Annotated in this window: 20 protein-coding genes; 13 read left to right on the top strand and 7 right to left on the bottom strand. The window is 62.2% G+C overall.

Annotation, left to right across the window (positions count from 1 at the left end):
- Nucleotides 1-42: 42 nt before the first annotated feature.
- Nucleotides 43-2,199, top strand: a complete 2,157-nt coding sequence (locus tag GWG65_RS17565; protein WP_275196806.1) for an exonuclease domain-containing protein — start codon at nucleotides 43-45, stop codon at nucleotides 2,197-2,199.
- Nucleotides 2,200-2,367: 168 nt separating this feature from the next.
- On the opposite strand, the gene GWG65_RS17570 is transcribed toward GWG65_RS17565, so the two are convergent.
- From GWG65_RS17570 to GWG65_RS17580, 3 genes are read right to left on the bottom strand one after another with little or no spacing between them, the layout of a single operon-like run.
- On the bottom strand, nucleotides 2,368-3,342 hold the full coding sequence (locus GWG65_RS17570; protein ID WP_275196807.1) for an HlyD family efflux transporter periplasmic adaptor subunit: 975 nt from the start codon (nucleotides 3,340-3,342) through the stop codon (nucleotides 2,368-2,370).
- Complete coding sequence (locus GWG65_RS17575) at nucleotides 3,329-5,659, bottom strand: ABC transporter permease (protein ID WP_275196808.1); 2,331 nt, start codon at nucleotides 5,657-5,659, stop codon at nucleotides 3,329-3,331. Before GWG65_RS17575 ends, GWG65_RS17570 begins: the two co-directional genes overlap by 14 nt.
- Nucleotides 5,656-6,717, bottom strand: a complete 1,062-nt coding sequence (locus GWG65_RS17580) for an efflux RND transporter periplasmic adaptor subunit (RefSeq protein WP_275196809.1) — start codon at nucleotides 6,715-6,717, stop codon at nucleotides 5,656-5,658. Before GWG65_RS17580 ends, GWG65_RS17575 begins: the two co-directional genes overlap by 4 nt.
- A gap of 400 nt (nucleotides 6,718-7,117) precedes the next feature.
- Between GWG65_RS17580 and GWG65_RS17585 the strand changes: the two genes are divergently transcribed.
- The 6 genes from GWG65_RS17585 to hemA all read left to right on the top strand — a co-directional run bounded on the left by GWG65_RS17585 (nucleotide 7,118) and on the right by hemA (nucleotide 13,734).
- Complete coding sequence (locus GWG65_RS17585) at nucleotides 7,118-7,936, top strand: 3-hydroxyacyl-CoA dehydrogenase (protein WP_342760649.1); 819 nt, start codon at nucleotides 7,118-7,120, stop codon at nucleotides 7,934-7,936.
- Nucleotides 7,937-7,958: 22 nt separating this feature from the next.
- Nucleotides 7,959-8,909 carry a 3-hydroxyacyl-CoA dehydrogenase NAD-binding domain-containing protein gene (locus tag GWG65_RS17590; RefSeq protein ID WP_275196811.1) on the top strand — a complete coding sequence of 317 codons (951 nt, stop codon included), beginning with the start codon at nucleotides 7,959-7,961 and terminating at the stop codon, nucleotides 8,907-8,909.
- Between the two features lie 89 nt (nucleotides 8,910-8,998).
- Complete coding sequence (locus GWG65_RS17595) at nucleotides 8,999-10,219, top strand: acyl-CoA dehydrogenase family protein (RefSeq protein ID WP_275196812.1); 1,221 nt, start codon at nucleotides 8,999-9,001, stop codon at nucleotides 10,217-10,219.
- Between the two features lie 55 nt (nucleotides 10,220-10,274).
- Nucleotides 10,275-11,126 (top strand): enoyl-CoA hydratase-related protein, encoded by an 852-nt coding sequence (locus tag GWG65_RS17600; protein WP_275196813.1) that lies wholly within the window; start codon nucleotides 10,275-10,277, stop codon nucleotides 11,124-11,126.
- Nucleotides 11,127-11,165: 39 nt separating this feature from the next.
- Nucleotides 11,166-12,392 carry a CoA transferase gene (locus GWG65_RS17605; protein WP_275196814.1) on the top strand — a complete coding sequence of 409 codons (1,227 nt, stop codon included), beginning with the start codon at nucleotides 11,166-11,168 and terminating at the stop codon, nucleotides 12,390-12,392.
- A gap of 115 nt (nucleotides 12,393-12,507) precedes the next feature.
- The gene (hemA, locus tag GWG65_RS17610) at nucleotides 12,508-13,734 is read left to right on the top strand and encodes a 5-aminolevulinate synthase (RefSeq protein WP_275196815.1); all 1,227 of its coding nucleotides are present in this window, start codon (nucleotides 12,508-12,510) and stop codon (nucleotides 13,732-13,734) included.
- Between the two features lie 21 nt (nucleotides 13,735-13,755).
- On the opposite strand, the gene GWG65_RS17615 is transcribed toward hemA, so the two are convergent.
- The 4 genes from GWG65_RS17615 to GWG65_RS17630 form a co-directional block, all read right to left on the bottom strand.
- Nucleotides 13,756-14,205 carry a hypothetical protein gene (locus GWG65_RS17615; protein ID WP_210250728.1) on the bottom strand — a complete coding sequence of 150 codons (450 nt, stop codon included), beginning with the start codon at nucleotides 14,203-14,205 and terminating at the stop codon, nucleotides 13,756-13,758.
- Between the two features lie 53 nt (nucleotides 14,206-14,258).
- Nucleotides 14,259-15,590 carry an NAD(P)/FAD-dependent oxidoreductase gene (locus GWG65_RS17620; RefSeq protein WP_275196816.1) on the bottom strand — a complete coding sequence of 444 codons (1,332 nt, stop codon included), beginning with the start codon at nucleotides 15,588-15,590 and terminating at the stop codon, nucleotides 14,259-14,261.
- A 103-nt stretch (nucleotides 15,591-15,693) separates the two neighbouring features.
- Nucleotides 15,694-16,998 carry a threonine/serine exporter family protein gene (locus GWG65_RS17625; protein ID WP_275196817.1) on the bottom strand — a complete coding sequence of 435 codons (1,305 nt, stop codon included), beginning with the start codon at nucleotides 16,996-16,998 and terminating at the stop codon, nucleotides 15,694-15,696.
- Entirely contained in the window at nucleotides 16,965-17,324 is a 360-nt protein-coding gene (locus GWG65_RS17630; protein ID WP_275196818.1) for a hypothetical protein, read from the bottom strand. Before GWG65_RS17630 ends, GWG65_RS17625 begins: the two co-directional genes overlap by 34 nt.
- Before the next feature lie 290 nt (nucleotides 17,325-17,614).
- On the opposite strand from GWG65_RS17630, the gene GWG65_RS17635 reads away from it, so the two are divergent.
- Genes GWG65_RS17635 through cyoD form a run of 6 tightly spaced genes read left to right on the top strand, consistent with a single transcriptional unit; the run spans nucleotide 17,615 to nucleotide 22,558 of the window.
- Complete coding sequence (locus GWG65_RS17635; protein WP_342760650.1) at nucleotides 17,615-18,238, top strand: UbiA family prenyltransferase; 624 nt, start codon at nucleotides 17,615-17,617, stop codon at nucleotides 18,236-18,238.
- On the top strand, nucleotides 18,151-18,672 hold the full coding sequence (locus GWG65_RS40450) for a UbiA family prenyltransferase (RefSeq protein ID WP_342760651.1): 522 nt from the start codon (nucleotides 18,151-18,153) through the stop codon (nucleotides 18,670-18,672). The genes GWG65_RS17635 and GWG65_RS40450 overlap by 88 nt, the downstream gene beginning before the upstream one ends.
- Before the next feature lies 1 nt (nucleotide 18,673).
- Nucleotides 18,674-19,552 carry a ubiquinol oxidase subunit II gene (cyoA, locus tag GWG65_RS17640; RefSeq protein ID WP_275196819.1) on the top strand — a complete coding sequence of 293 codons (879 nt, stop codon included), beginning with the start codon at nucleotides 18,674-18,676 and terminating at the stop codon, nucleotides 19,550-19,552.
- A complete protein-coding gene (cyoB, locus tag GWG65_RS17645) occupies nucleotides 19,549-21,537 on the top strand; it encodes a cytochrome o ubiquinol oxidase subunit I (protein ID WP_275196820.1) in 1,989 nt (662 codons plus the stop codon). The genes cyoA and cyoB overlap by 4 nt, the downstream gene beginning before the upstream one ends.
- Entirely contained in the window at nucleotides 21,534-22,166 is a 633-nt protein-coding gene (cyoC, locus tag GWG65_RS17650) for a cytochrome o ubiquinol oxidase subunit III (RefSeq protein ID WP_275196821.1), read from the top strand. The genes cyoB and cyoC overlap by 4 nt, the downstream gene beginning before the upstream one ends.
- A complete protein-coding gene (gene cyoD, locus GWG65_RS17655) occupies nucleotides 22,163-22,558 on the top strand; it encodes a cytochrome o ubiquinol oxidase subunit IV (protein ID WP_275196822.1) in 396 nt (131 codons plus the stop codon). The genes cyoC and cyoD overlap by 4 nt, the downstream gene beginning before the upstream one ends.

Consider the following 22,558-nt stretch of genomic DNA (forward strand, 5'->3'; position numbering starts at 1 on the left):
GAACAGATTCGTCGACCAGAATTGATGGGAACCCGGCGCGCAATGAAGCCTAACACGTTGCCGGTCCACTACTATCTCGACCACTTCGTCGAAATGCTCCATTTCGTGGAGAAGACGTATGGCGAAATCCTCACCGACGAGCATCGCTCGTTCACCGCGCGCTTTCGCGGCCTTTCGAAGGATGCGCAATGTCTCCTCATCCGGATGGTCAACCGGCGAGGGGTGATCTTCAATCGCGCGCTCTTCAAGTACCCCGAGATAACCGACCTTGAAACCGCGGCTCGCGATTTGATCGAGTGTGGCCATGCGCGCGGCCTGCGTGCCGAAGACTATTCTGCCTTCGTACTTTGCCTGCCGAAGACCGCGCTTCTCGACGGCGCCCGTGCGGCGGGGTTCGGCCGCGACGTCCGTACCTCATGGTCGAAGCCGGTGCTGGCCGACTTCTTCGTCGCCGCGATTCCATTCGATCTTGCCGCAAAGCATTCCGGCGCCGGCGGATTCATAGCGCTCGACAACACACGACCGATCGACTTCCTACTGTACCTCTATTTCGGGAAGACGGCGGACAACCTCAAGAACTTCGCTCTGCGCGATCTCGGCGTCCTGCGCACCAACAGGGAGACGTCGTTCAGTGCTCGCTTCGCCGATGCCGACGAAGCGCATGCGTGCTTTCACTACAGCCAAGTGCTGGATCGCATCGAGGTCCGTTCCGCCGACATCTTTCAACAAGCGGTCGCGGCGATCCTGGATGGACCCCCGCGGACGACCGAATACGCCGCCGACCTTGCAGCCCGCGCCGCGTGTCAGGTCGGGCAGTTCTACGAGAAGCAGGGCAACAAAGATCTAGCCGAACGGCTTTATCGTTTTGGCGGCTCGGCAGATTGCCGCGAGCGCCTCGTCCGGTTGTTGTACGCGAAGGGCGACAAGGAGGCGGCTGAGAATCTGCTGCGGGACATGATCGACGATCCCGAAAGCGATGACGAGCATCTCTTCGCGACGGACTTCTACGCGCGGAAGTTCGGCGGACGGCGGACAGGTCTGTGCACCGAGTTGCTGCGATCGGGGCTGACGATTGTTGTCGACGACACTCATCGCGGTAATCCCGAGGCAGGCGTCGCCGGCGTGCTGCGGCGCCAGGGCGGGCAAGTCTACTTCGCGGAGAACAGGCTCTGGCATACGCTGTTTGGGTTGCTGTTCTGGGATGAGCTTTTCGAGTCCGCCCAACTTCACAGCGGTTTCGACTGGGTCCCACATTGCCTCCGCGACCGGACCTTCTATCAGCGGTTCGCCTCGCAGATCGACGGCAAGCTCGCCGCGGTCAGATCCGGTAATGCGCTTCCGATTGTCTTGCGCACTGTGACCGCCAGATGGGGCCGGCCCAACGGAATCTTCGCTTGGGACCACGTGCAGATGGACGCACTGCGTGCCTTGCTCGAAGGCGCCGGCGCGGACGGCTTGGCCGAGATTGTTCGGGCGATGTGCGACGACTTCCGCGGCATGCGGGACGGCTTCCCCGACCTGATGCACGTGCGCGACGGCAAGGTGTCATTCGTCGAGGTCAAGACGGAAGGCGACGCCCTACGCCGTAACCAACTGACCCGTCTAGGCCAACTGGAGAACGCCGGCATCCCGGCCGGGATCGGTCGCGTGGACTATAGGTTCGACCCTGAGCAGGACTATGTAGTCGTCGACGTCGAAACCACGGGAGCCTGGTCGTCCGGTGATCGCATCACTGAAATCGGAGCGGTCAAGGTTCGTAACCATCAGGTGGTCGACGAGTGGCACTCTCTTGTCAATCCGCAGCGACCGATCCCTGCGAAGATCGTCGAACTGACCGGCATCACCAACCAGATGGTTCGGGATGCGCCGGTGTTCCACGAAGTCGCCGACAGTTTTATGGCGTTTATGGGCGACAGCATCTTTGTCGCCCACAACGTAAACTTCGACTACGGCTTCCTGTCCTGCGAGTACGAGCGGCTCGAACGGCGCTTCCGCTTTCCGAAGCTGTGCACTTGCGTGGGCATGCGGCGTCGATATCCCGGGCACAAATCGTACGGCCTAGGGAAGCTGTGCACAATCTACGACATCGAGCTTGAGAATCACCATCGAGCACTATCTGACGCGAGGGCAGCGGCCCATCTGTTGAATTTAATCAATAAGAAGCGCGAAGACGGCGAAGACGCCGAGCAGGCTGCTTAGCGCGCGCTGACAAACTCGGGCCGTCTATGCAACGATCACTGCTTCCTATCGGTTTTGCCGCAAAGTCGGTCTAAGAACGAATCCTTGAAAACGAGTTTTTTCTGGATGCAAACCTGCGAGACCGTGATGTTGCATCTGCGGTCTGAAAGCGGATTTCGATGCTCGGTGCTACTTCCCGATCCACACACTCATGCCCGGCTCAAGGTCTGTCGACTCTCCCTTGGGGTCGAGGCGCAAGCGCAGCGTATTGCGGTCATGATCGCCAATCACCCGCTCGGCTTGCCAGGTGGCAAACACGCCGAGCGGCCGAAGCTCGGTGATGACCGCCTTGGTCGCGCTATTGGCGCCGTTCCGCATCACGTTCGCTGTTTCTCCCATCGCGAGACGATCGAGATGGTCCTCACGCACGTTGAATGAGAGCCATTGCCTGCCCGCGGCCTCGACCATCAGGATCGGCTGGCCGGCGCGAACATTTTCGCCGACCTCGGCGGCGATGACGCTAACCACGCCGTCGGCCGGCGCGCGCAACACCATCTTGTCGAGGCGGCGCTCGAGCACGGTGACCGCGGAGGCCGCGGCCTGCACCTGCGCGTCGGCGATCGCGCGCTCTTCCCGGGTCGGGCCCGCCACGGCCGCATCGAAATTGGCCTGGGCCTCGGCCACGTCGGCACGCGCGCTTGCAACGTCGTTCTCGGCCTGGTCGAGCGACTGCTGGGATTCGAAGCTCTGGCGCGCCAGCGTGCTCGTCCTGGTGAGTTGGGCCTGCACGAACTCGAGGCGGGCGCTGGCCTTGGCGATCGCGGCTTTCAGCGAGGCGACCTGCTCGCGGCGGACGCCGGCATAGACGTTGTTGCGGCTTGCGACGGCGGACGCGAGTGCCGCACGCGCCTGGTCCGCCTGCGCCGTCAACTCCACCGCCGAGAGCCGCGCCACGACGTCGCCGGCCTTCACAGAGGCACCCTTCTCGACCGCGATCGAGACCAACTGGCCGTTGACCTCCGGCTCGACCCTGATCTCGGTCGCGCGCACGACGCCGACGATGGCTGCCGGCGGTGCCGACTGGCGTATGACGTAGAGCAGCGCCCCCGCCGCGACCAGCGCGAGCGGAATCGCGACGAAGGCGGCCGGTCTAAGGTTGGGCATGTCCCTGTCTCCGCTTGACGGCAAAAGCCGAGATCACCGCGAGCGCGAAGTAGCCAAGCACGAGGCACCACAATGCAAGCCAGTCATGCGCAACCTCCCAGATGCCGGCGCCGAGCTGGTTGATGCGCACGAGGCCGTCGATCGCGGAGTCGGCCGGGAATAGCCGGCCGAACGCAAGGGCCACGTCCGGAATCGCTTCGCGCGGCCACGCGAAGCCGGCCATGAAGAACTGCGGCAGGCTCGTCGCCAGCAGCAGGATGGTTGCGTTCTCCGGTCGTCTGAACCAGGACCCGACGGCCTGACCCATGAAGCTGGTTGCCAGCAGAAAGACACTCGCGAGCGCAAGGATCTGCGGAAGATGGCCGAGTGCCGAAAAACCGTAGATGCGGGGCAGCACGATAACGTAGAGCGCGAGCGCAGGAAGGTAGACGGTCAGATGCGCGATGCCGCGGCCGAGCACGCCGGCAAAGGCTGCGCCTCCGCTCGCCAGCGCGGTGCCGGTCAGCATGGCCGCGCCGATCAGCAGGGTCTGCTGCAGGATCAGGATGAACGCCGCCGGAACGACGTAGCTCGCATAGCCGCCCACCGGGTTGAAGATCGGCTGCAGCAACACGTCAGCCGGGCTCGACGTCGCGAGCTTCGCCTTGACGAGGCTGCCATCCGGGCGCGCGCCGCGCGAAGCGAGTGCGGACGTCAAGGTTCCGATGGCGGTGGCGACACCGCTGGCGCTCGATCTGAAGATGAACAGATAGGTTGCGTCCGCATAGACGGGTATGTGGGCGGTGATGCCTTTGAGCACGTCGCGTTCGGTGTCGGGCGGAATCTCGACGGCGGCAAAGGCCTGCCCGCGATCGATCGCGCTGCGCGCCTCGGCGAGCGTTCGGGCGCGAACCGTCACGCTCAATGCGCCGCTCGCATCCAGCGTCTCGACGATCTGCCGGCTGAGATCGCTGAGATCGTTATCGACGACCGCAATCGGAAGCTTGCGAAGGATCTGGTTCAGATAGGGCTGCGGATAGTAGATGCCGTAGACGAGGGGAGCGAGAAACAGCAGAGCGAAGGCGCCCCGCGTTCCCAGCACGCGCCGCCACTCCGCCACGAAGGCGCCGCCGACGCCGCGCGGTGTGGAGATGGCCTCGGATGGCTCGGCAGGCCGCGCTGTCGCAAACCAGCCCATGCGGGTGACGTTCGCCATGCGCATCCACGCCAGGCCGACAAAGAGCAACGCCAGGCCCGCAAGCGCCGCAAAGGGAACAGCGGAATCTGCGACCGGCAATCCCCGCGCGGCTTGTCCCAGCAGGACGGCCATGTACCAGCGAAGCGGCAGGATCGCGCTCCATGTCTGCGCAAAGGCATTCATGCCGATGGTCGGAAAGCCGACGCCGGCATAGCCGAATGCAGGTGAGGCGATCAGGCCCGCAAGCCCGAGTCCGGTGGCGAGATTGCCGACCAGAAGCTGGAGCAGGGCGCCGAGCGACAGATAGGCGATGATCAGCAGCGAGGCCGCAGCGATCATCAACGGCAAGTCGCCCTTGAAGGGAACCTCCAGCACGCCCTCCAGGAACAGTGGCTCGGCCAGCATGATCAAAATGAAGATGCAGAACAGCGGCGCGAGCTTGCCGGCCAGCGCGACAAGCGGATCGCCGCCGGCGCTTTCGAGCCAGGCCCGCGCGTCGCGGCGGCGGAATTCGGAGCCGACAGAATAGCCGGCGGCAAGGGTAATCACCACATGGATGATAGTCGGCAGCAGCGCGCGCAGCAGGAACTGCGCGTAGTTCTTCTGCGGATTGACGAGCGCCATGGTCTCCGCCTTGAGCGCGCCCAGGGACGCTGGCGCAGGTGCCGCGCGACTGGCGGGAGCGGCCACGGCTGCCGCGGCGGAAAGTGAATCGCTCAGACCCGAGGATGCGATGCCGGAGGGGGTCAAAAATTGCTGGTTGTAAAATCCGACGATCTGCGGGCGGCGCGCGGCCTTCAGGTCGCGCTCGAAATCCGGCGGGATGTAGACGGCCGAGATCGACTTTCCGGAGCGTATGTCCTGCACCGCCGTGGACAGCGTGCCGGAGCGGTCGACGATCTTCAGGCTTGGCGACGCCGCAATGTATTCCACCAGGGCCCGCGAGGCGTCCGACTTGTCCTCGTCAACGACTGTCACCCCGAGCCCGCGAATGACTGGATGGCTGAACACCGTCGTGAGGACCACGAAGGCGAACAGCGGCACGCCGAAGATCAGGAGCAGCGCCACGCGATCATGAAACAGCCAGCGGCACTCGCGCCGTGCGACCAGCAGAAATCCGGGCTTTGGCGCCGGCCTCATGGCCGTGACCGCCAATCCAGATAGGCGCTCATTCCCGGTCGTAGCTCGGGCACCGGTTGCACCGGATAGGCGCGGATCGAAAACGTCCGCAGGTCGAAATCGCCGGAGGCGCGCGTGGCCCGCCAGCTTGCATATTCGCCCTTGGTCGCAATGAGCTTGACCTCGACTGTCACCGAGCGGTCGCCGAGGGCGGGAATGCGGACATTGAAACGATCGCCGACCTTGAGGCCTTTGACGAGATCCTCGCGAAGATCGAAATGCACCCAGAGGTCGGCGAGGTTGATCAAGGTGACGAGCGGGACGCCCGGCGACACATATTCGCCAGGCTCCACATTGCGCTGGTAGACTTGCGAAGCGATGGGCGCATAGACCACGAGCTGATCGATGATCGACTGGACGCTCTGGATGTCGGCACTGGCCTTCTCTACGTTGGTCCCGGCGATGGCCCGCTCCTCCTTGGTGTAGCCGTTGACCGCTTGTTCATAGGCCGATTTGGCCTGGTCGACCGCGCGCTCGCTTTCGTGCAGCGCATCGGTGGCCTGGTCGAGGCGGGCCTGCGGCGCGTTGCCTTGCTCGGTCAATGTGTGCGTGCGGTCGAACGTCTTCTGCGTCAGCACAAGCGCCGCCTGCGCCCGCTCCATTTCCGCCTTCCGTGCCGCGATCACCTCCACCCGCGTTCCGACGAGCACGTTGGCAAGCTGGGCGTCCGCGACGGCCTTGGCCGCCTCCATCTGCTCGTGCTTGGCCAGGGTTTCTGGATTGTCGATCTGAACTAGCACCGCGCCCGCAGCAACGTTCTGGCCGCGTTCGACGGGGATTTTGCCGACCCGTCCGTCGACACGCGCGGCGATATCGAGCCGCGTTGCATCGACTTCGCCCTGAACGAGCAATGGTTCCGGTCGCAAGAGATAGAAGGCGGAAAGCGCGACGACGGCAGCCGCAACGACCCCGACGATGATGGAAGGAGTACGCGTCGCATTGCGCGTGGTTTTCGCCTGTCCGTTAGCCGGCTCGTCGGGTGTGTTTTGAATGTCCTTGTCCGAGCTCGGCACTTCCATGCCTGACCCCCTTTCTCGTGACCGGATGGCCCACTTTATTCGGTTGCCAGGCCCAGTCGCTATCGCGAGGCGCTGATTTTTTTTGAGTCAAAACCGACCATGTAGCCTGTCCGTTGCCCGTGCTTGGACATTTGATTCCTTACTTGTCGAAAGCTGCTGCTCTCGCATCGTTGGTCGTCCCGTGGTCCTGAGGGGCGCAGGGGATCGAGCAGCAGACCCATTCCAGCGGCGACATTCCTGTCCAAGATGACGGACGGCGGTCCCGTCATAGTCGCGTCACCTGACCCGGTTCGCGGTCGGGCCAGGATGCAGGTGCGACATGCCAAAAGCCGTCACGAAATCAAACCCCTCAGTCCCTCGTCTCTTCGTTCTCGAGCTGAATGCTGGTTGCATTCACGTCATGAACACGGATGGCTCAGAACGCACGACCATCGTGGCCGGCTGCCACCTTCCGGACGGCATCGTCGTGGATGTCGAGGCTGGCCATATCTACTGGACCAACATGGGCATCCCGAGCCTGAACGACGGGTCCATCGAGCGCGCCGACATCGACGGCAAGAACCGCAAGACAATCGTCCCGCAGGGACACACCCACACGCCGAAGCAGATCATCCTCGATAAGAAAGGCGGCAAGCTCTATTGGTGCGACCGCGAGGGCATGCGCCTCATGCGCTGTAACCTCGATGGCTCGCAGCTGGAGACGCTCATCGAGGCGGGGCACAGCGAAGCCGATCGCAAGGACCAGACCCGATGGTGCGTTGGGCTCGCGATCGATCCGAAATTCGGACGCATCTACTGGACGCAAAAGGGCCCCGACAATGCCGGGCTCGGCCGCATCTTCCGCGCCAATGTCGAAATACCCGCTGGCGAGACCGCAGCCACAAGATCCGATATCGAGATCTTCTATGACGGTCTGCCGGAGCCGATCGATCTGGAGATCGACCACACGAATCGGATTCTCTACTGGACCGACCGCGGTGACCCTCCGCGCGGCAACACGGTGAATCGGGCTTCGATCGACAACAAGCCCGCCGAGTCCGAGATCGTGGTGACCCATCTCATGGAGGGGATCGGTATCGCGCTCGACGTCCCGAACGATCGCATGTTCGTGACCGATTTTGCCGGTTCGGTCTATTCCGCGCGGCTCGATGGGTCCGGCGAGCGCAACTTCCTCTACGCCCAGGGCAATCTCACCGGCATTGCCTATGCCGAAGTCTAACCAACGCATTGGAGAGAACGACATGACCGACGCCAAGCCCATTCGCCGCATCGCCATCATCGGCACCGGCGTGATCGGCGCGAGCTGGAGCTCGCTGTTTCTCGCCAAGGGACTTCAGGTCGTCGCGACCGATATCGCGCCGAACGCAGAAGCCGCGCTGAGGAAGTTTGTCGAGACGGCCTGGCCGGCGCTCACGCGATTGGGCCTGTCGCCCGGAGCGTCGCAGTCAAACCTCAAGTTCACACCCGACGTCGCGCAGGCACTCGACGGCGCCGACCTCGTCCAGGAGAACGGGCCCGAGCGGATCGAATTCAAGCAGAAGCTCTATGGCCAGCTCGACGAGCTGCTGCCGCCCGACGTGATCATCGCATCGAGCTCGTCGGGGCTCACCATGAGCGAGATCCAGAAGGGGGCTGTGTCCCATCCCGAGCGCTGCGTCATCGCCCATCCGTTCAATCCGCCCCATTTGATTCCGCTGACGGAGATCGTCGGCGGCGCAAAGACCTCCGAAGCCACGATCCGTCGCGCAGAGGAATTTTATACGTCGATCGGACAACGGACGGTGCGTCTCAACAAGGAAATGCCGGGGCATGTTGCCAACCGTCTACAGGCCGCGCTGAGCCGCGAGGTTTATTACCTAGTCGCCGAGGGTGTGGTGAGCGCCGCCGATGTCGACACCGCCCTGAGCTGGGGGCCAGGCCTGCGCTGGGGCGTCATGGGTAGCATGATGCTCAACCATCTCGGCGGCGGTCCGGGCGGCATCGAGCACTTCTTCCAGCAGTTCACCGGCCCGATGACGGCCTGGTGGAAGACTCTCGGTTCGCCGGTGCTGACGCCGGACGTGCAGAAGAAGCTGATCGACAGCGTCCATGCCGAGGCCGGATCGCGCACCATCGCGCAGTTGGAGGCGGAGCGCGACGAAGTTCTGCTCGGCCTGATCGAGCTACGCAAGAAAGCCGCCAAGCCGAGCTAACAAAATCGGCGGCAGCGACGAGATCAATCACACTCAAACCGGTCCTTCACTTTTTCAGGCTTCCGAGCCGCAGCGAGGAGAGATTCCAAATGCCCACCGCAACCCCTGCAAACAAGACCGCCGCGCCGAAGCCCGCGCTTGCGCCCGATGGCGACTTCTATCAGCTGGTTGACCTTCTCACCGCCGACGAGAGAGCGCTCGTCAAGAAGGTGCGGACCTACATGGAGACCAAGGTTCAGCCGGTCATCAACAAGTACTGGTCGGACGACGCGTTTCCCTTTGAGCTGCTGCCATCGTTCAAGGAGCTCGGCCTCGGCGGGCTCGGCTTTGAGGGTTACGGCTGCGCGGGCGGGAGCCAGAAGCTGTTCGGCTTCGTCGCCATGGAGCTGGCGCGCACCGACGCCTCGTTCTGCACGTTCTTCGGCGTGCACAGCGGCCTCGCCATGGGCTCAATCTATCTCGATGGCTCCGAGGAGCAGAAGCAGAAATGGCTGCCGGCGATGGCGCGCTGGGAGAAGATCGGCTGCTTTGGCCTCACCGAGCCGCTGGTCGGTTCCGGAACGAGCGGCGGTCTGACCACGACGGCCAAGCGCGAAGGCGATACCTGGGTTCTCAACGGGCAGAAGCGGTGGATCGGCAATGCGCCGTGGTGCGACCTCTCCATCATCTGGGCACGCGATCTCGCCGACAATCAGGTCAAGGGCTTCATCGTCGAAAACAAGTCGACGCCCGGCTTCAGCGTCGAGAAGATCGAGCACAAGATCGCGCTCAAGGTGGTGCAAAACGGCCAGATCACGCTGAAGGATGTGTGGGTGCCTGAAGCGAACCGTCTCCAGGGCGGCAATTCGTTCCGCGATACCGCGCGCGTGCTGCGGATGACGCGATACATGGTGGGCTGGGCGTCGACCGGCATCCAGATGGGCGCATATGAAGCCACCCTCAAATACGCCCAGGAGCGACTGCAATTCGGCAAGCCGATCGCCTCGTTCCAGATGATCCAGGACCTGCTCGCCAAGATGCTCGGCAATCTGACCGCGTGCCAGTGTCTGATGCTCCGCCTGGCGCAGCTCGATGACGAAGGCAAGCTTGGCGACCACCACGCGGCACTGGCGAAGGCATTCTGCACCTCGAAATCGCGCGAGACGGTCTCCTGGGGCCGCGAGGTGCTGGGCGGCAACGGTATCGTCGCCGACTACAACGTCGCGCGCTTTTTTGCCGATGCCGAGGCGCTCTACTCCTACGAAGGCACCTATCAGATGCAGAATCTGATCGTCGGCAAGGCCATCACCGGTCACGGCGCTTTCCTCTGACCATTCAGCGGGGCCGGCGCAGCAGCGCCGGCTGCCCTACCCAGGAGACACGACCATGGTTTCGGGAAGTGCACCTTTCACCCCTTCGCCTGCAACAGCACCAGGCTCAGCACCCAGAGCGGCGCTGGCCCTTGCGAACGTCCTCTACGAGAAAAAGGGGCTGATTGCCTACGTCACGGTCAATCGGCCGAAAGTGCTCAACGCGCTCAATACGCCGACCTGGACTGATTTGCACGCCGCGTTCGAGGACGTAAAGGCTGACGCCTCCGTGCGCGGCGTGATCCTCACCGGTGCGGGCGACAAGGCGTTCATCGCCGGCGCCGACATCAGTGAACTCGCACATGTCGACGCCTACGATGCCGAAGAATCTAGCCGGTTCGGGCAGGGTGTGTTGGACCTGATCGAGAATCTCGGCAAGCCGGTGATCGCGGCGATCAACGGCTTTGCCCTCGGCGGCGGCTGCGAGACCGCGATGGCCTGCACCATCAGGATCGCAGCCGAGCACGCCAAATTCGGGCAACCCGAGGTCAAGCTGGGCCTGTTGCCCGGAGGTGGCGGAACGCAACGCCTGCCGCGCCTGGTGGGAAAGGGGCGTGCGTTGCAGCTGATCCTCACGGGCGAGACGATTTCCGCGCAGGAAGCCTATCGCATCGGCCTCGTCAACGAGGTCGTTGCCGCCGCCAGCCTGATCGATCGCGCCGAGACGGTCCTGAAGCAGATCATGGCCAACGCGCCGATCGCGGTGAAGTTCTCGCTGGAAGCCGCCAACAAGGGGATGGAGACGAGCCAGGGTGAAGGCCTTGCACTGGAAGCCTCTTTCTTCGGCATTTGCGCCGCCACCGAAGACAAGAAGGAAGGCACCGCCGCCTTCCTCGAGAAACGTGCGCCGCAGTTTCGCGGACGCTGAAGCAAGGCCGACCTCTACGAGGATCTGGAAAGGACACCCATGGCAAACGACAACATTTTCTCCGGACTGAAGGTGGTGGACCTCGCGAGCTTCATCGCGGGTCCCAGCGCGGCCGTGATCTTGTCCGATTTCGGCGCCGACGTGATCAAGGTCGAGCCGCCGAGTGGCGAGCTGTGGCGGCATGCGAACCATCTCCCGCCGCAGCCGGTCGCTGACGACGCTTATCCCTGGCACCTGGCCAATCGCAACAAACGCGGCATGGCGCTCGATCTGAAATCGCCGGGCGCGCATGAGGTTCTCGAGAAGCTGGTCAAATGGGCCGACGTTCTCATCGTTAACACCCCGCATCCGGCGCGCAAGAAATTGAAGCTTGAGTATGAAGATGTGTCGGGGTGGAATCCGCGACTGATCTATGCCGACATCACGGGCTTCGGCGACAAGGGGCCGGATGCGAATCTTCCCGGCTTTGATATCACGTCGTACTGGGCCCGCAGCGGATTGCTGTCGATGACCCGCGATGCCGGTGCGGCGCCGACCTGGCCGGTGGCCGGCAGCGGCGACAACGCCACCGCCGTCGGGCTCTATTCGGCGATCGTCACCGCTCTGTATCGTCGCGAGCGCACGGGGGAGGGGGCGCATGTCACAACCTCGCTGCTTGCCGAGGGCGTGTGGTCCGCCAGCGTCTCGATCCAGGCAGCGCTCTGCGACGCGAAATTCTTCGGGCTACATGATCGTATGCACCCCGCAAATGCGGCCATGAACGTGTATCGCGCCAAGGATGATACCTGGTTCGTTCTCATCATCACGCCCGACAAGGTGGAGGCCGTGGCGAAGGCGATCGGCCGACCCGATCTCCTGACTGATCCGCGGTTCTCCGACCCGGCCAAGCTAATGGCGAACATGACGGAACTCACGGCGATTCTCGACCAGACCTTCTGTTCCGAGCCGATGTCACATTGGTACGAGGTGTTCAACGGCGTCCACGTGACGTTCGGAGCGGTACGTGGACCACAAGAGGTGATCAATGATCCCCAGCTCCGGGCGAACGACATCATCGTTCCGCTCAACGGTGCCGGCGGCAAGCTGACGTCCACAATCAGCAGCCCGCTTCAAGTGCACGGGGTCGCCAAAGTACCCGCGAAGCGCGCCCCAAAGATTGGAGAACACAACGAGGAGGTTCTCCGGCAGCTCGGATTTAGCGCTTCTGAGATCGACGGCTTGCGTGCGGGCGGCGCCATTCCGAACACAAAGCAACCTGCGGCATAGGTCGAGGCAGCCCCAGTTAACCGAAGCTCACGGCCTGCAGGCCCGCTCATCGCGCCATTGGCCGTGCAGAGCTCAACGCCAGGGTCGACAGCATTCCCGTAGAAGACCGCCCAACATGATCTATGACGATGTCTTTGCGAAGGCCTTGACGCGGTTGCGCGACGAGCAGCGCTACCGCATCTTCATCGAAATCGAACGCATCGCAGGGCGCTGTCCGTACGCTGTCTGGAATTCCCCGCGCGGTCCGCGAGAGATTGTGATCTGGTGTTCGAACGATTATTTGGGCATGAGCCAGCATCCGGATGTGATCAGCGCCATGTCCGAGACCGCGTCGCGCACCGGAACCGGTGCCGGTGGCACGCGCAACATCGCGGGCACCAATTCACCGCTGGTCGAGCTTGAGCGCGAGCTTGCCGACCTACACAGCAAGGCGGCGGGTTTGGTGTTTACCTCCGGCTATGTGTCGAATCAGGCCGGAATTTCGACGATCGCTAGGCTCATTGGCGACTGTCTTATTCTGTCGGATGAATTGAACCACAACTCAATTATTGAGGGTATCAGGCAGTCGGGCGTTGACAGAAAGATCTGGCAGCACAACGACGTTGCCGATCTTGAGCGGCTGCTTGCAGCAGAGCCCGCAAGGCCCAAGCTAATTGTCTTCGAAAGCCTGTATTCCATGGATGGCGACCTTGCGCCGGTCGGGCAGATTTGCGATCTGGCCACCCGCTACGGCGCTATGACCTATTGTGACGAGGTGCACGCTGTCGGGATGTACGGCGCGCGCGGAGCCGGTATTGCGGCGCGCGACGGCACGATGCATCGGATCGACGTGATCGAGGGAACTCTTGCCAAGGCGTTCGGATGTCTTGGTGGTTATATCGCGGGGAGCAGCAATCTGATCGACGCGGTTCGTTGCTACGCGCCCGGCTTTATCTTTACTACCGCTCTTCCCCCTCCGATTTGCTCTGCCGCGACTGCGGCGATCCGGCATCTCAAGACGTCCGACCAGGAACGCCGGCTGCAGCAGGCGAGCGCGGCACGCCTGAAGCAGGTTATGAGCGCAGCGAGGCTGCCGGTCATGCCGACAAGCACACATATCGTGCCGTTGATGGTCTGCGACGCCGGCCTTTGCAAGCAGGCCAGTGACTTGCTGCTGCGCGACCATGGGATCTATATCCAGCCGATCAACTATCCGACGGTGCCGAAAGGAACCGAGCGGCTTCGGATAACGCCGACGCCTTTCCATGGTCAGGCGTTAATAGACCAGCTCCTCGATGCGTTGATCGACGTTTGGCGGAGACTGGAGCTGCCATTCGCTCGATCGCCGTTGGCGGCGGAGTGACCTGCTCCGGGCTGACAGGGGTCAAAATTGTCCAGCCCACATCTCATCAAATTCGTGGTGGCACGCAGCGCTGAAGCCTTGCAACAGATCGATCGTGCCGTCGATGGCCATTTCGCGCAGCTCGACGAAGCTCTTATCCGGCTCCAAGTAGGTATCGAGGATTTTTCGGGCGACTTCGTCGGCACGCTGGACCACCGGCGCTGAAGACACGGCGCGCATCCTGCTCAACTTGGCGTAAAGACCGATCAGACCTGGAATGTCGCCTTCACCGTGCTGGAGCGCATCTATATAGCACTTGGAGGCATCCTCGATGAATTCCGCGTAGAGGATCTGCCGGCGGCTCTTTTCGTGAAGCAGCCACTGGGCGCGGAGCTGACTTCGATGGTTCAACCAATTTGCAAGCCCGCTCGTCAAGCCACCGACAGCCGCTCCCATGAGGGCGGCGAGCCCGGAGATAATGGAAGCGTCCACAGATGCAGTCCCCAACCAGGTCCAGCGGCAATAATTACTCAGCCTAACTATGACTATGACCCAGACGACCGCGGCCCTTCGGAAATCAGCCGTGAGCTCCGTTGCCCGGACAGATAAGACCAGAACCATTGCGTTTGAACGCGGAACCGGTTCTGAAGCTGCGGCAGTGCGAGCACATGTAGTGCGGCCCACACCACCCAAGTCAGAAAGCCGCTGCTGCGCAAACGTCCGGCCTCGAGGATCGCAAAATTCTTGCCGACCACCGCCATATTGCCTTTGTTGCGGTACCGAAACGGTCGACCGTCCTTGCGTCCCTTGACACGGTTGGCGATGACGCGCCCGACAAATCGTCCCTGTTGAATGGCTGCCTGCGCCACGCCGGGGACGGGATGCCCATCCTGGGTCATCGTGGCAGCATCTCCCGCGACAAACACGTTAGGCGCCTCGGCGATGTCCATGAAGGCGCCGACGAATGCGCGCCCGGCGCGGTCCGTCTGCGTCCCGAGCATTTTCACGACCGGCGAGGCGCTGACGCCTGCTGTCCACAGTACGGTGGCGCTGGGAATGCGGACGCCGGCCGCGATCACGCCCTGATCGTCGACCTTCTCGACCTTCACGCCCGTCGACACCTCGACGCCGAGTTTCGTAAGTCGCTTGGCCGCCTTTCGCGATAGCGATTCCGCAAAGGTCGGCAGAATGCGGGTGCCGCCGTCCAGCAGGACAATTCGGCTCTTGGCCGGGTCGATCTTGCGGAAATTGTTGCGCAGGGTCACCGAGACCAGTTGAGCGATCGAAGCGGCAAGCTCGACGCCGGTCGGGCCAGCACCCACCAGAACGAAAGTTGTCTGGCGCGCGCGTTCCTGCTCGTCATCGGTCGATTCCGCCAATTCAAACGCACTCAGGATTTTGGTCCTGATCGTTTCGGCGTCGTTCAGGCTCTTGAGGCCCGGCGCGAACCGCGCGAACTCGTCATGACCGAAATAGCTCGGGTGCATTCCGGTCGCGATCACCAGGAAGTCGTAGTCGAGTTTTCGATTGCCAATCTCCGGGCAAATGGCCTCGACCGTGCGAGCCCCGAGATTGATGCCCCTGACCTCGGCCAGCAACACGCTGAGATTCTTCTGTTTCGCCTCGAGCTGCCGGATCGGCGCCGCGATCTCGGATGGCGCCAGATCAGCGGTGGCGACCTGGTACAGCAGCGGCTGAAAGATGTGATGATTGCGCCGGTCGATCAGCGTGATGTCGACATCGGCTCGCTTCAGTGCCCGTGCCGCAGCGATACCGGCAAAGCCACCGCCGACGATCAGGACGCGCTTTTTGCCTCGCGCCGCTTGTGTTGATGGCGGCTTTTCCTGCGGGAACGATTTGGTCAAAACTGTCGTCATGGGTGCACCGACTCTTGGGGGCCAGCCGGCCCGACAGGATAATGCAGGGGAGGTGCGGACTGTTCTTGGATGGCGCTGCGGCGCATTGAACGGCCGTGCCCCATCATACGGCGGAGGGCGAGAGGCGTTCGTACAGCATGCGGGGGAGGATCAACCCGAAGGCCATGGCCATGATGATCAGAAATGCCGTGGTACCGCTCGCGACGATACCGGTCAGCAGAGCCGCCGGCGCGTCCGGACCGATTGAGACCAATTCGACAAGGCCCGTCGCGGCATTGAACAGGAAGAAGCCCGGCATCAACGAGACGACGGCGGAGAAGGCGACAGCCGCGAAGGGCAGATGCAGGCGATCGACGACCGGCGCCGTGAGGATGCTGACGAGCATGCAGGCGGCGAGCGCCCCCATCGGAGCACTTCCCCCGGCGAGATAGATCAGCGCCCAGCGGGCCGCATGCGCCAGCATGCCGACCGCGATTGGGAACATTAGCAGGCGCGACGGCATCGAGAAGAACGTGCCGAAGGAGGCGACGGCGCATCCTGCCGCAATCACGTCGATGATCAGGGGAACAGGCGGAGACGATCCGGCTATCGCGAGGTTTCCGCCGGCGGCGGTGAACCCAAACAGGCCGCCAGCGCAGATCAAGAGCACGATGACGCCGGCATAGGCCAGGCGCGCAATTCCCAGCGCGATACGCGTACGAGCAAGGTCGATTGCACCGTTGAGAATATGCGGACCGGGGACCAGCACCATACAGGGACAGAAAGCGACCAGCGGTGATGCAACCGATAGTTGGATACGGCTGGCAGCAGCAGCCACGACTCCGGCGATAAGCGCGCCACAAAGCGGCTGGATGAGCGGGTTATGGCTGAAACCGGACAACCAGCGGCGGGCGAGCGCACCGATGGCGGCGCTCGCTGCGATCAGCAGAAGGCTTGTCGTATCGAGCGTACCGAATATGACGCCAAGCGACGCCGCGCCGACGGCTGCGAACAAGATGAAGCGTGGCGTTGAGGACGGTGGCAGACGGCCGGCCGACTCGAGTGCGGATTGGGCAGCCTCGACCGGCAGTTTGCCATGGCAGACCTGTTCAATCACGCTCGAGACCGCAAGAACCCTGCCCATGTCGACACCGAGTGGCTTGGCGGGAACGATGTGTGAGACGGGCGCGCTGTCGACCTTGACAATGAGCTCGCCCCAATATGGCAGCACCTTCACCGCCACGCCGAGTACGCGCGCGAGGCGCTCGGCGGCGACAACCGTTCGTTCCGTGGTCTGACCGTGAGCAAACAGAAGCGTGGCTGCCAGCGCGGTCATCTCCAATGCCGCCTCGCGGGCCGGCGGCGCGGGATACGGTGTGTCCTTTTTCGGATTGGTCAATTGCGCTGTGCGGTCCAGTAGCCAGAGCATCGCGCACTTCCCGTGTGACCGCTCCATCTCCCGCCGCCGGTGGTCGCTGTAAGCCTGCCGGTGCCGGACGCGAATTTCTCGTGAACCGTCACTGACGCTCGAACCGAACCGGATTTCGCGACGTATCCTCTGAATTTCACCAGATTGGGGTGGGTCACGATGCCGTCGGAAATATTGACGGTGAAGTTGTAGCTGGGATCGCATTCGCCCCTTTGCGTCACGAAGACGAGATCCCAGGAGCCGTCATAGGCGGACCGCGCCTGCGCGGCGGACGCTGGCGCCATGAGGCAGACAGTTGCAATCATCCAGAGCAACGACATCTTCATCGATAGTCCTCCAAGCCGCGCGCTGCGCGTATCCGAACGATGATCTGATTTAGAAAAAGCCGGCGCAGGACGCTTGTTGAAACGTGCTCAGATTGTCCTGAATCGTGCCATCGCAACGCGTGTCGTCAGGCCGGAATTCGTCAGCAGGCAATTTTGAGCATGATTGGCCCCAATCGAGCAGCCGCGTTCAATCGCCGCCGAGGGCGCGAATGCATATTGCCTGCACGCATTGACGACCATTCGAACCGAACACGTGAGGGAACACTCGTGAGAGAACACGGAGCAGGGAGATGAGCGTCAAATCCATCGCTGCCCAGCTTGAGGAGAGACGCGGACGCTTTGCATCGTCGCCTCATTTGGCTCGTCCGCAAGCTGGTCATCGCCGTGCATCCGACTTCGCCGCACTGACGAAGCCGCGGGTGATGATGCTTGCCGTCTTCACCGCGCTCGTCGGAATGAGCATCGCTCCGACTCGACCAGATGTGCTAACCACTCTTGCCGCGGTTCTTGCCATCGCCGCCGGGGCTGGATCCGCCGGCGTTCTCAACATGTGGTACGACGCCGATATCGATGCGGTCATGAGCCGCACAGCGATGCGGCCAATTCCCCTCGGCAAGATCTCCCGGCTAGAGGCGCTTGTCGTTGGACTCGTTCTCGGCGGTCTGGCTGTGGTGGTTCTCGCCTTGGCGACGAACCTCATGGCAGCCGCATTGCTGGCCGGCACGGTTCTCTTTTATGTCGTCGTGTACACGGCGTGGCTGAAGCGGACGACGCCACATAACATCGTTATCGGCGGCGCCGCAGGTGCGCTTCCGCCCGTGGTCGGGTGGGTCGCGGCAACCGGACAAATCGGGTTGGAGCCGCTGACGCTGCTCCTCATCATCTTTGGACGCCGCCGCATTTCTGGGCGCTAGCGCTCAACCGCGCCGATGACTATGCCCGTGCAGGCGTGCCGATGTTGCCGATTGTCGCAGGACGCGCTGCAACAACGCGCCAGATCCTGATCTACAGCGGCCTTTTGGCTCTCGCCTCGGAGCTGCCCTGGGCGATCGGATTTGCAGGCACGGTGTATGGTGCGATCGCCGCCATCTGCGGAGCGCTTTTCCTTCTGCTCGCAGTTCAACTGAACAGGAGCATTGGGCCTGATCGCCGCCCTGCTCACAGGCTGTTCGTGTTTTCCATCGCCTACTTGTTCGTGCTGTTCGCGGCGCTCTTGGTCGATCGTGGCGGCAATTCATCCCCGCTCATGCGTGCCTCGCATGCTGGCCTCGGCATCTCGGTGCATGGCGAGCTTCTGCCGGAAGCCGCCCGCACCGCGTGGCGCACCATCAACCTCAGCGAGGTCTAACATGCGATACGGCTTATTGGCTGGCCTCCTTATCGGAGCCATGACGCTCAGTGGTTGCACGGAAGGCGTGCTCGATCCGAAAGGGCCGATTGCGCTGGCGGAGCGGCAAATTCTGTTCAACGCGCTTGGTATCATGCTGGCGATCGTGATCCCGGTAATCCTTGCGATACTCGGCTTTGCCTTCTGGTTTCGTGCATCGAATGAGCGTGCGCGTTATCGGCCGGATTTCACATATTCCGGACGCCTGGAGTTGCTGGTCTGGTCCATCCCCGCGATGACGGTGCTCCTGGTCGGCGGCGTCGCATGGATCGGCGCACACGACCTTGATCCGGGCAAGCCGATTAGCTCAACCGTCAAGCCTGTCAACGTTCAGGTCGTCTCACTCGATTGGAAATGGCTGTTCATCTATCCGGAGCAGGGGCTAGCGAGCGTCAACAAGCTGGTCGTGCCGGTTGGCACGCCGATCAGCTTCGAGTTGACTTCATCGAGCGTCATGAACAGCTTCTTCGTGCCTCAGCTCGGGAGCCAGATCTACACCATGTCCGGTATGGCGACGCGCCTCCACCTGCAGGCGGACCATCTCGGAACCTATGCGGGGATATCTGCCATGTTCAGCGGCGACGGCTTTCCCGACATGCGCTTCACGGTCGATGCAGTGACAGACGATAGATTCGCACAGTGGGTTCGCCAGGCCCGCGAAACCGGTTCGGCGCTCGATAAGCAGACTTACGCCGACCTGGTCAAGCCAAGCAAGGCGGTCGCGCCGTTCACCTATCGCGCCGTCGCCCCCGATCTGTTCAGCAGCATCGTAAACGCTGACATGGGTGCGCAAGACTCCTCTCTATCAATTTGTTCAACCTCGCAGAGGGCAGAGCGATGAATCTTCTTGGCAAGCTCGATTGGAACGCGATTCCCCTCCATGAACCGATCATCATGGGCGCAACGGGCTTCATGGTCCTCGTCGTGGTGGTTGTTCTCGGATTCATCACGGCGAAGGGAGCCTGGCTCTATCTGTGGCACGAATGGCTCACCTCGGTCGACCACAAGCGGATAGGCGCAATGTATTGCATACTGGCGCTCGTCATGATGCTGCGCGGCTTCAGCGATGCAATCATGATCCGCTCGCAGCAGGCGCTCGCAGCCGGCGGTGCACAGGGTTATCTGCCGCCCGAGCATTTCAATCAGATTTTCTCTGCCCACGGCACGATCATGATCTTGTTCATGGCAATGCCGTTCGTGGTGGGGCTCATGAACTTCGCGGTGCCGTTGCAACTTGGTGTTCGCGATGTCGCATTCCCTACGCTCAACTCCGTCAGCTTCTGGCTGACTGCGTCGGGCGCGTTGTTGGTCAACATTTCGCTGGCGGTCGGCGAGTTCTCAAAAGCCACCTGGTGGGGTTATCCCCCCTTGAGCGAAATGCAATATTCGCCCGGCGTCGGCGTCGACTACTATCTTTGGTCGCTGCAAATCTCCGGTATCGGCACCTTGCTGGCGGGCATCAACTTCGTCACGACAATCCTCAAACTGCGCGCGCCAGGGATGAGCTATATGCGCATGCCGGTCTTCTGCTGGACCGCGCTTGCCGCTAACCTGCTCATTGTCGCGGCTTTTCCGGTTCTGACCGCGACGCTCGCGATGCTGGCGCTCGATCGCTATCTCGGCTTTCACTTCTTCTCGCTCGAAGGCCAGGGCAATCAGATGCTGTACTCCAACCTCTTCTGGGTATGGGGGCACCCCGAAGTCTACATCCTGATCCTGCCGGCGTTCGGCGTATTCTCGGAAGTGATGGCGACCTTCTCCGGCAAGCCGTTGTTCGGCTATCGCTCGATGGTGGCCGCGACGATGACCATCTGTATCCTCTCCTTCCTTGTCTGGCTGCACCACTTTTTCACAATGGGTGCCAGCGCAAACGTCAACGGCTTCTTCGGCGTCATGAGCATGATCATTGCTTTGCCGACGGGCGCGAAAGTCTTCAACTGGCTGTTCACGATGTACGGCGGCCGGGTTCGGTTCTCGGTGCCGGTGCTGTGGTCGATTGGCTTCATGGTGACTTTCGTCATCGGCGGCATGACCGGCGTGCTCCTGGCGGTGCCTCCGGCCGACTTCCAGCTGCACAACAGCGTGTTTCTGGTCGCGCACTTCCACAACGTCGCCATCGGCGGCGTCGTGTTTGGCGTGATGGCGGGGTACAATTATTGGTTCCCCAAGGCATTCGGGTTCAAGCTCGACGAACGCTGGGGCAAAGCCTCGTTCTGGTGCTGGCTCGTCGGCTTCTATGTCGCCTTCATGCCGCTCTACGTGCTGGGCCTGATGGGCATGACCCGGCGCATGCAACATTACGACAATTTGTCCTGGCAGCCGTGGTTGATAGCGGCGGCCTTCGGCACCGCTATCATCCTGGTCGGCGTCGTTTGCCAAGTCGTGCAACTTGTTGTGTCGATCCGTAATCGCGAGGAGCTGCGCGACGTGACCGGCGATCCGTGGAACGGTCGTACGCTCGAATGGGCGACAGCGTCTCCGCCGCCGGCATGGAACTTTGCGTTCCAACCCAAGGTCGCCGGACTGGACGCGTTCTGGAGCAGCAAGAGCCGCGCGCAAGCGACAAAGGACGAGCCGACGCCGACGCGCAAGTACGAGCCCGTCGAAATGCCGAAGAACAGCGCCACCGGCTTTGTTACCGCCTTCTTCGCTGTCGTCATCGGCTTTGCGCTCATCTGGCACATTTGGTGGCTGGCCATCGTCGGAGTGTTCGGCGCATTCATGACGTTGCTTGCCTTCTCATTCCGCCGCCACAACGAAATTGAGGTGCCAGCCGAGGAGGTCGCCCGGTTCGTACGATCCCACCAGGCAGGAGTTGCAGCATGAATATCGCCGTCGCAATTGACCAGATTCCGCAAGACGAACTGCCAAGTGCGAGTGAGGCGGGACCTGCTCCAAAGAGGATCGTGGTCGCCTATGGCTTCTGGATCTTCCTGCTGAGTGACATCATCATGTTTGCCGCGCTGTTCGCGAGCTACGCGGTCCTCGTGCGCTCCACAGCCGGCGGGCCGACCGGCGCCCAGTTGTTCAATCAGACTACGGTCGCGATTGAAACGGCTTGCCTTCTCGTTTCGAGCTACACCTGCGGACTGATGTCCTTGGCCATCAATTCGCGCCGCTACCTCAGGACCTATTTAGGGGCTCTAATCACCTTGGTACTCGGAGCCATGTTTCTTAGCCTCGAGATCCGCGAATTCCTGGGCATGATCGCTATCGGTGCGGCGCCGCAGCGGAGCGCCTTTCTGTCCGCATTCTTCACGCTTGTCGGATGTCACGGGCTGCACGTCGCGCTCGGACTGATCTGGCTGGTCGTGATGATGGTGCAGGTGGCGGTATTCGGATTCGCTGCGAGGGTGCAGCATCGCCTGCTCTGCTTTTCCTTGTTCTGGCACGCGCTCGACATCGTCTGGGTTGGGGTATTCACGGTGGTCTATCTGATGGGAGTGAGTTCATGACCGAAGCTCGACACGAACGCGCACCAGGAGACAGGCCGAGCCGCGAGATGCACGCATCGGCTCCCTCCGAGCTTCTCGTCTACACGATCGGCCTGTTTGTGGCGGTTCTTCTCACGGCCACGTCGTTCTGGGCTGCAAACACGACGCTGCTTTGGCCGGGCGGCGTATTCCTCGGGCTCGCTGTCCTCGCCATTGCCCAGATGGGCATTCACCTGGTGTTTTTCCTGCACATCACCAGCGGGCCGGAAAGCACCAACAACGTACTCGCGCTCGCCTTTGGCGTTCTCATCGTAATCGTCGTGATCGCCGGCACGATGTGGATCGTGGCAGATATGAATACGAACATGATGATGCCTTCGGGTGCGCCGATGAGCATGAGGATGCAACATTGA

The sequence above is a fragment of the Bradyrhizobium sp. CSA207 genome (assembly GCF_029051685.1).
Taxonomy (GTDB): Bacteria; Pseudomonadota; Alphaproteobacteria; order Rhizobiales; family Xanthobacteraceae; genus Bradyrhizobium.

Bases quoted from the DNA above. Each gene is read 5' to 3' on its own strand.
- GWG65_RS17565 (WP_275196806.1), top strand. From the start codon at position 43: ATGAAGCCTAACACGTTGCCGGTCCACTACTATCTCGACCACTTCGTC.
- GWG65_RS17570 (WP_275196807.1), bottom strand. From the start codon at position 3,342: ATGCCCAACCTTAGACCGGCCGCCTTCGTCGCGATTCCGCTCGCGCTG.
- GWG65_RS17575 (WP_275196808.1), bottom strand. From the start codon at position 5,659: ATGAGGCCGGCGCCAAAGCCCGGATTTCTGCTGGTCGCACGGCGCGAG.
- GWG65_RS17580 (WP_275196809.1), bottom strand. From the start codon at position 6,717: ATGGAAGTGCCGAGCTCGGACAAGGACATTCAAAACACACCCGACGAG.
- GWG65_RS17585 (WP_342760649.1), top strand. From the start codon at position 7,118: ATGAACACGGATGGCTCAGAACGCACGACCATCGTGGCCGGCTGCCAC.
- GWG65_RS17590 (WP_275196811.1), top strand. From the start codon at position 7,959: ATGACCGACGCCAAGCCCATTCGCCGCATCGCCATCATCGGCACCGGC.
- GWG65_RS17595 (WP_275196812.1), top strand. From the start codon at position 8,999: ATGCCCACCGCAACCCCTGCAAACAAGACCGCCGCGCCGAAGCCCGCG.
- GWG65_RS17600 (WP_275196813.1), top strand. From the start codon at position 10,275: ATGGTTTCGGGAAGTGCACCTTTCACCCCTTCGCCTGCAACAGCACCA.
- GWG65_RS17605 (WP_275196814.1), top strand. From the start codon at position 11,166: ATGGCAAACGACAACATTTTCTCCGGACTGAAGGTGGTGGACCTCGCG.
- hemA (WP_275196815.1), top strand. From the start codon at position 12,508: ATGATCTATGACGATGTCTTTGCGAAGGCCTTGACGCGGTTGCGCGAC.
- GWG65_RS17620 (WP_275196816.1), bottom strand. From the start codon at position 15,590: ATGACGACAGTTTTGACCAAATCGTTCCCGCAGGAAAAGCCGCCATCA.
- GWG65_RS17625 (WP_275196817.1), bottom strand. From the start codon at position 16,998: ATGCTCTGGCTACTGGACCGCACAGCGCAATTGACCAATCCGAAAAAG.
- GWG65_RS17630 (WP_275196818.1), bottom strand. From the start codon at position 17,324: ATGAAGATGTCGTTGCTCTGGATGATTGCAACTGTCTGCCTCATGGCG.
- GWG65_RS17635 (WP_342760650.1), top strand. From the start codon at position 17,615: ATGAGCGTCAAATCCATCGCTGCCCAGCTTGAGGAGAGACGCGGACGC.
- cyoA (WP_275196819.1), top strand. From the start codon at position 18,674: ATGCGATACGGCTTATTGGCTGGCCTCCTTATCGGAGCCATGACGCTC.
- cyoB (WP_275196820.1), top strand. From the start codon at position 19,549: ATGAATCTTCTTGGCAAGCTCGATTGGAACGCGATTCCCCTCCATGAA.
- cyoC (WP_275196821.1), top strand. From the start codon at position 21,534: ATGAATATCGCCGTCGCAATTGACCAGATTCCGCAAGACGAACTGCCA.
- cyoD (WP_275196822.1), top strand. From the start codon at position 22,163: ATGACCGAAGCTCGACACGAACGCGCACCAGGAGACAGGCCGAGCCGC.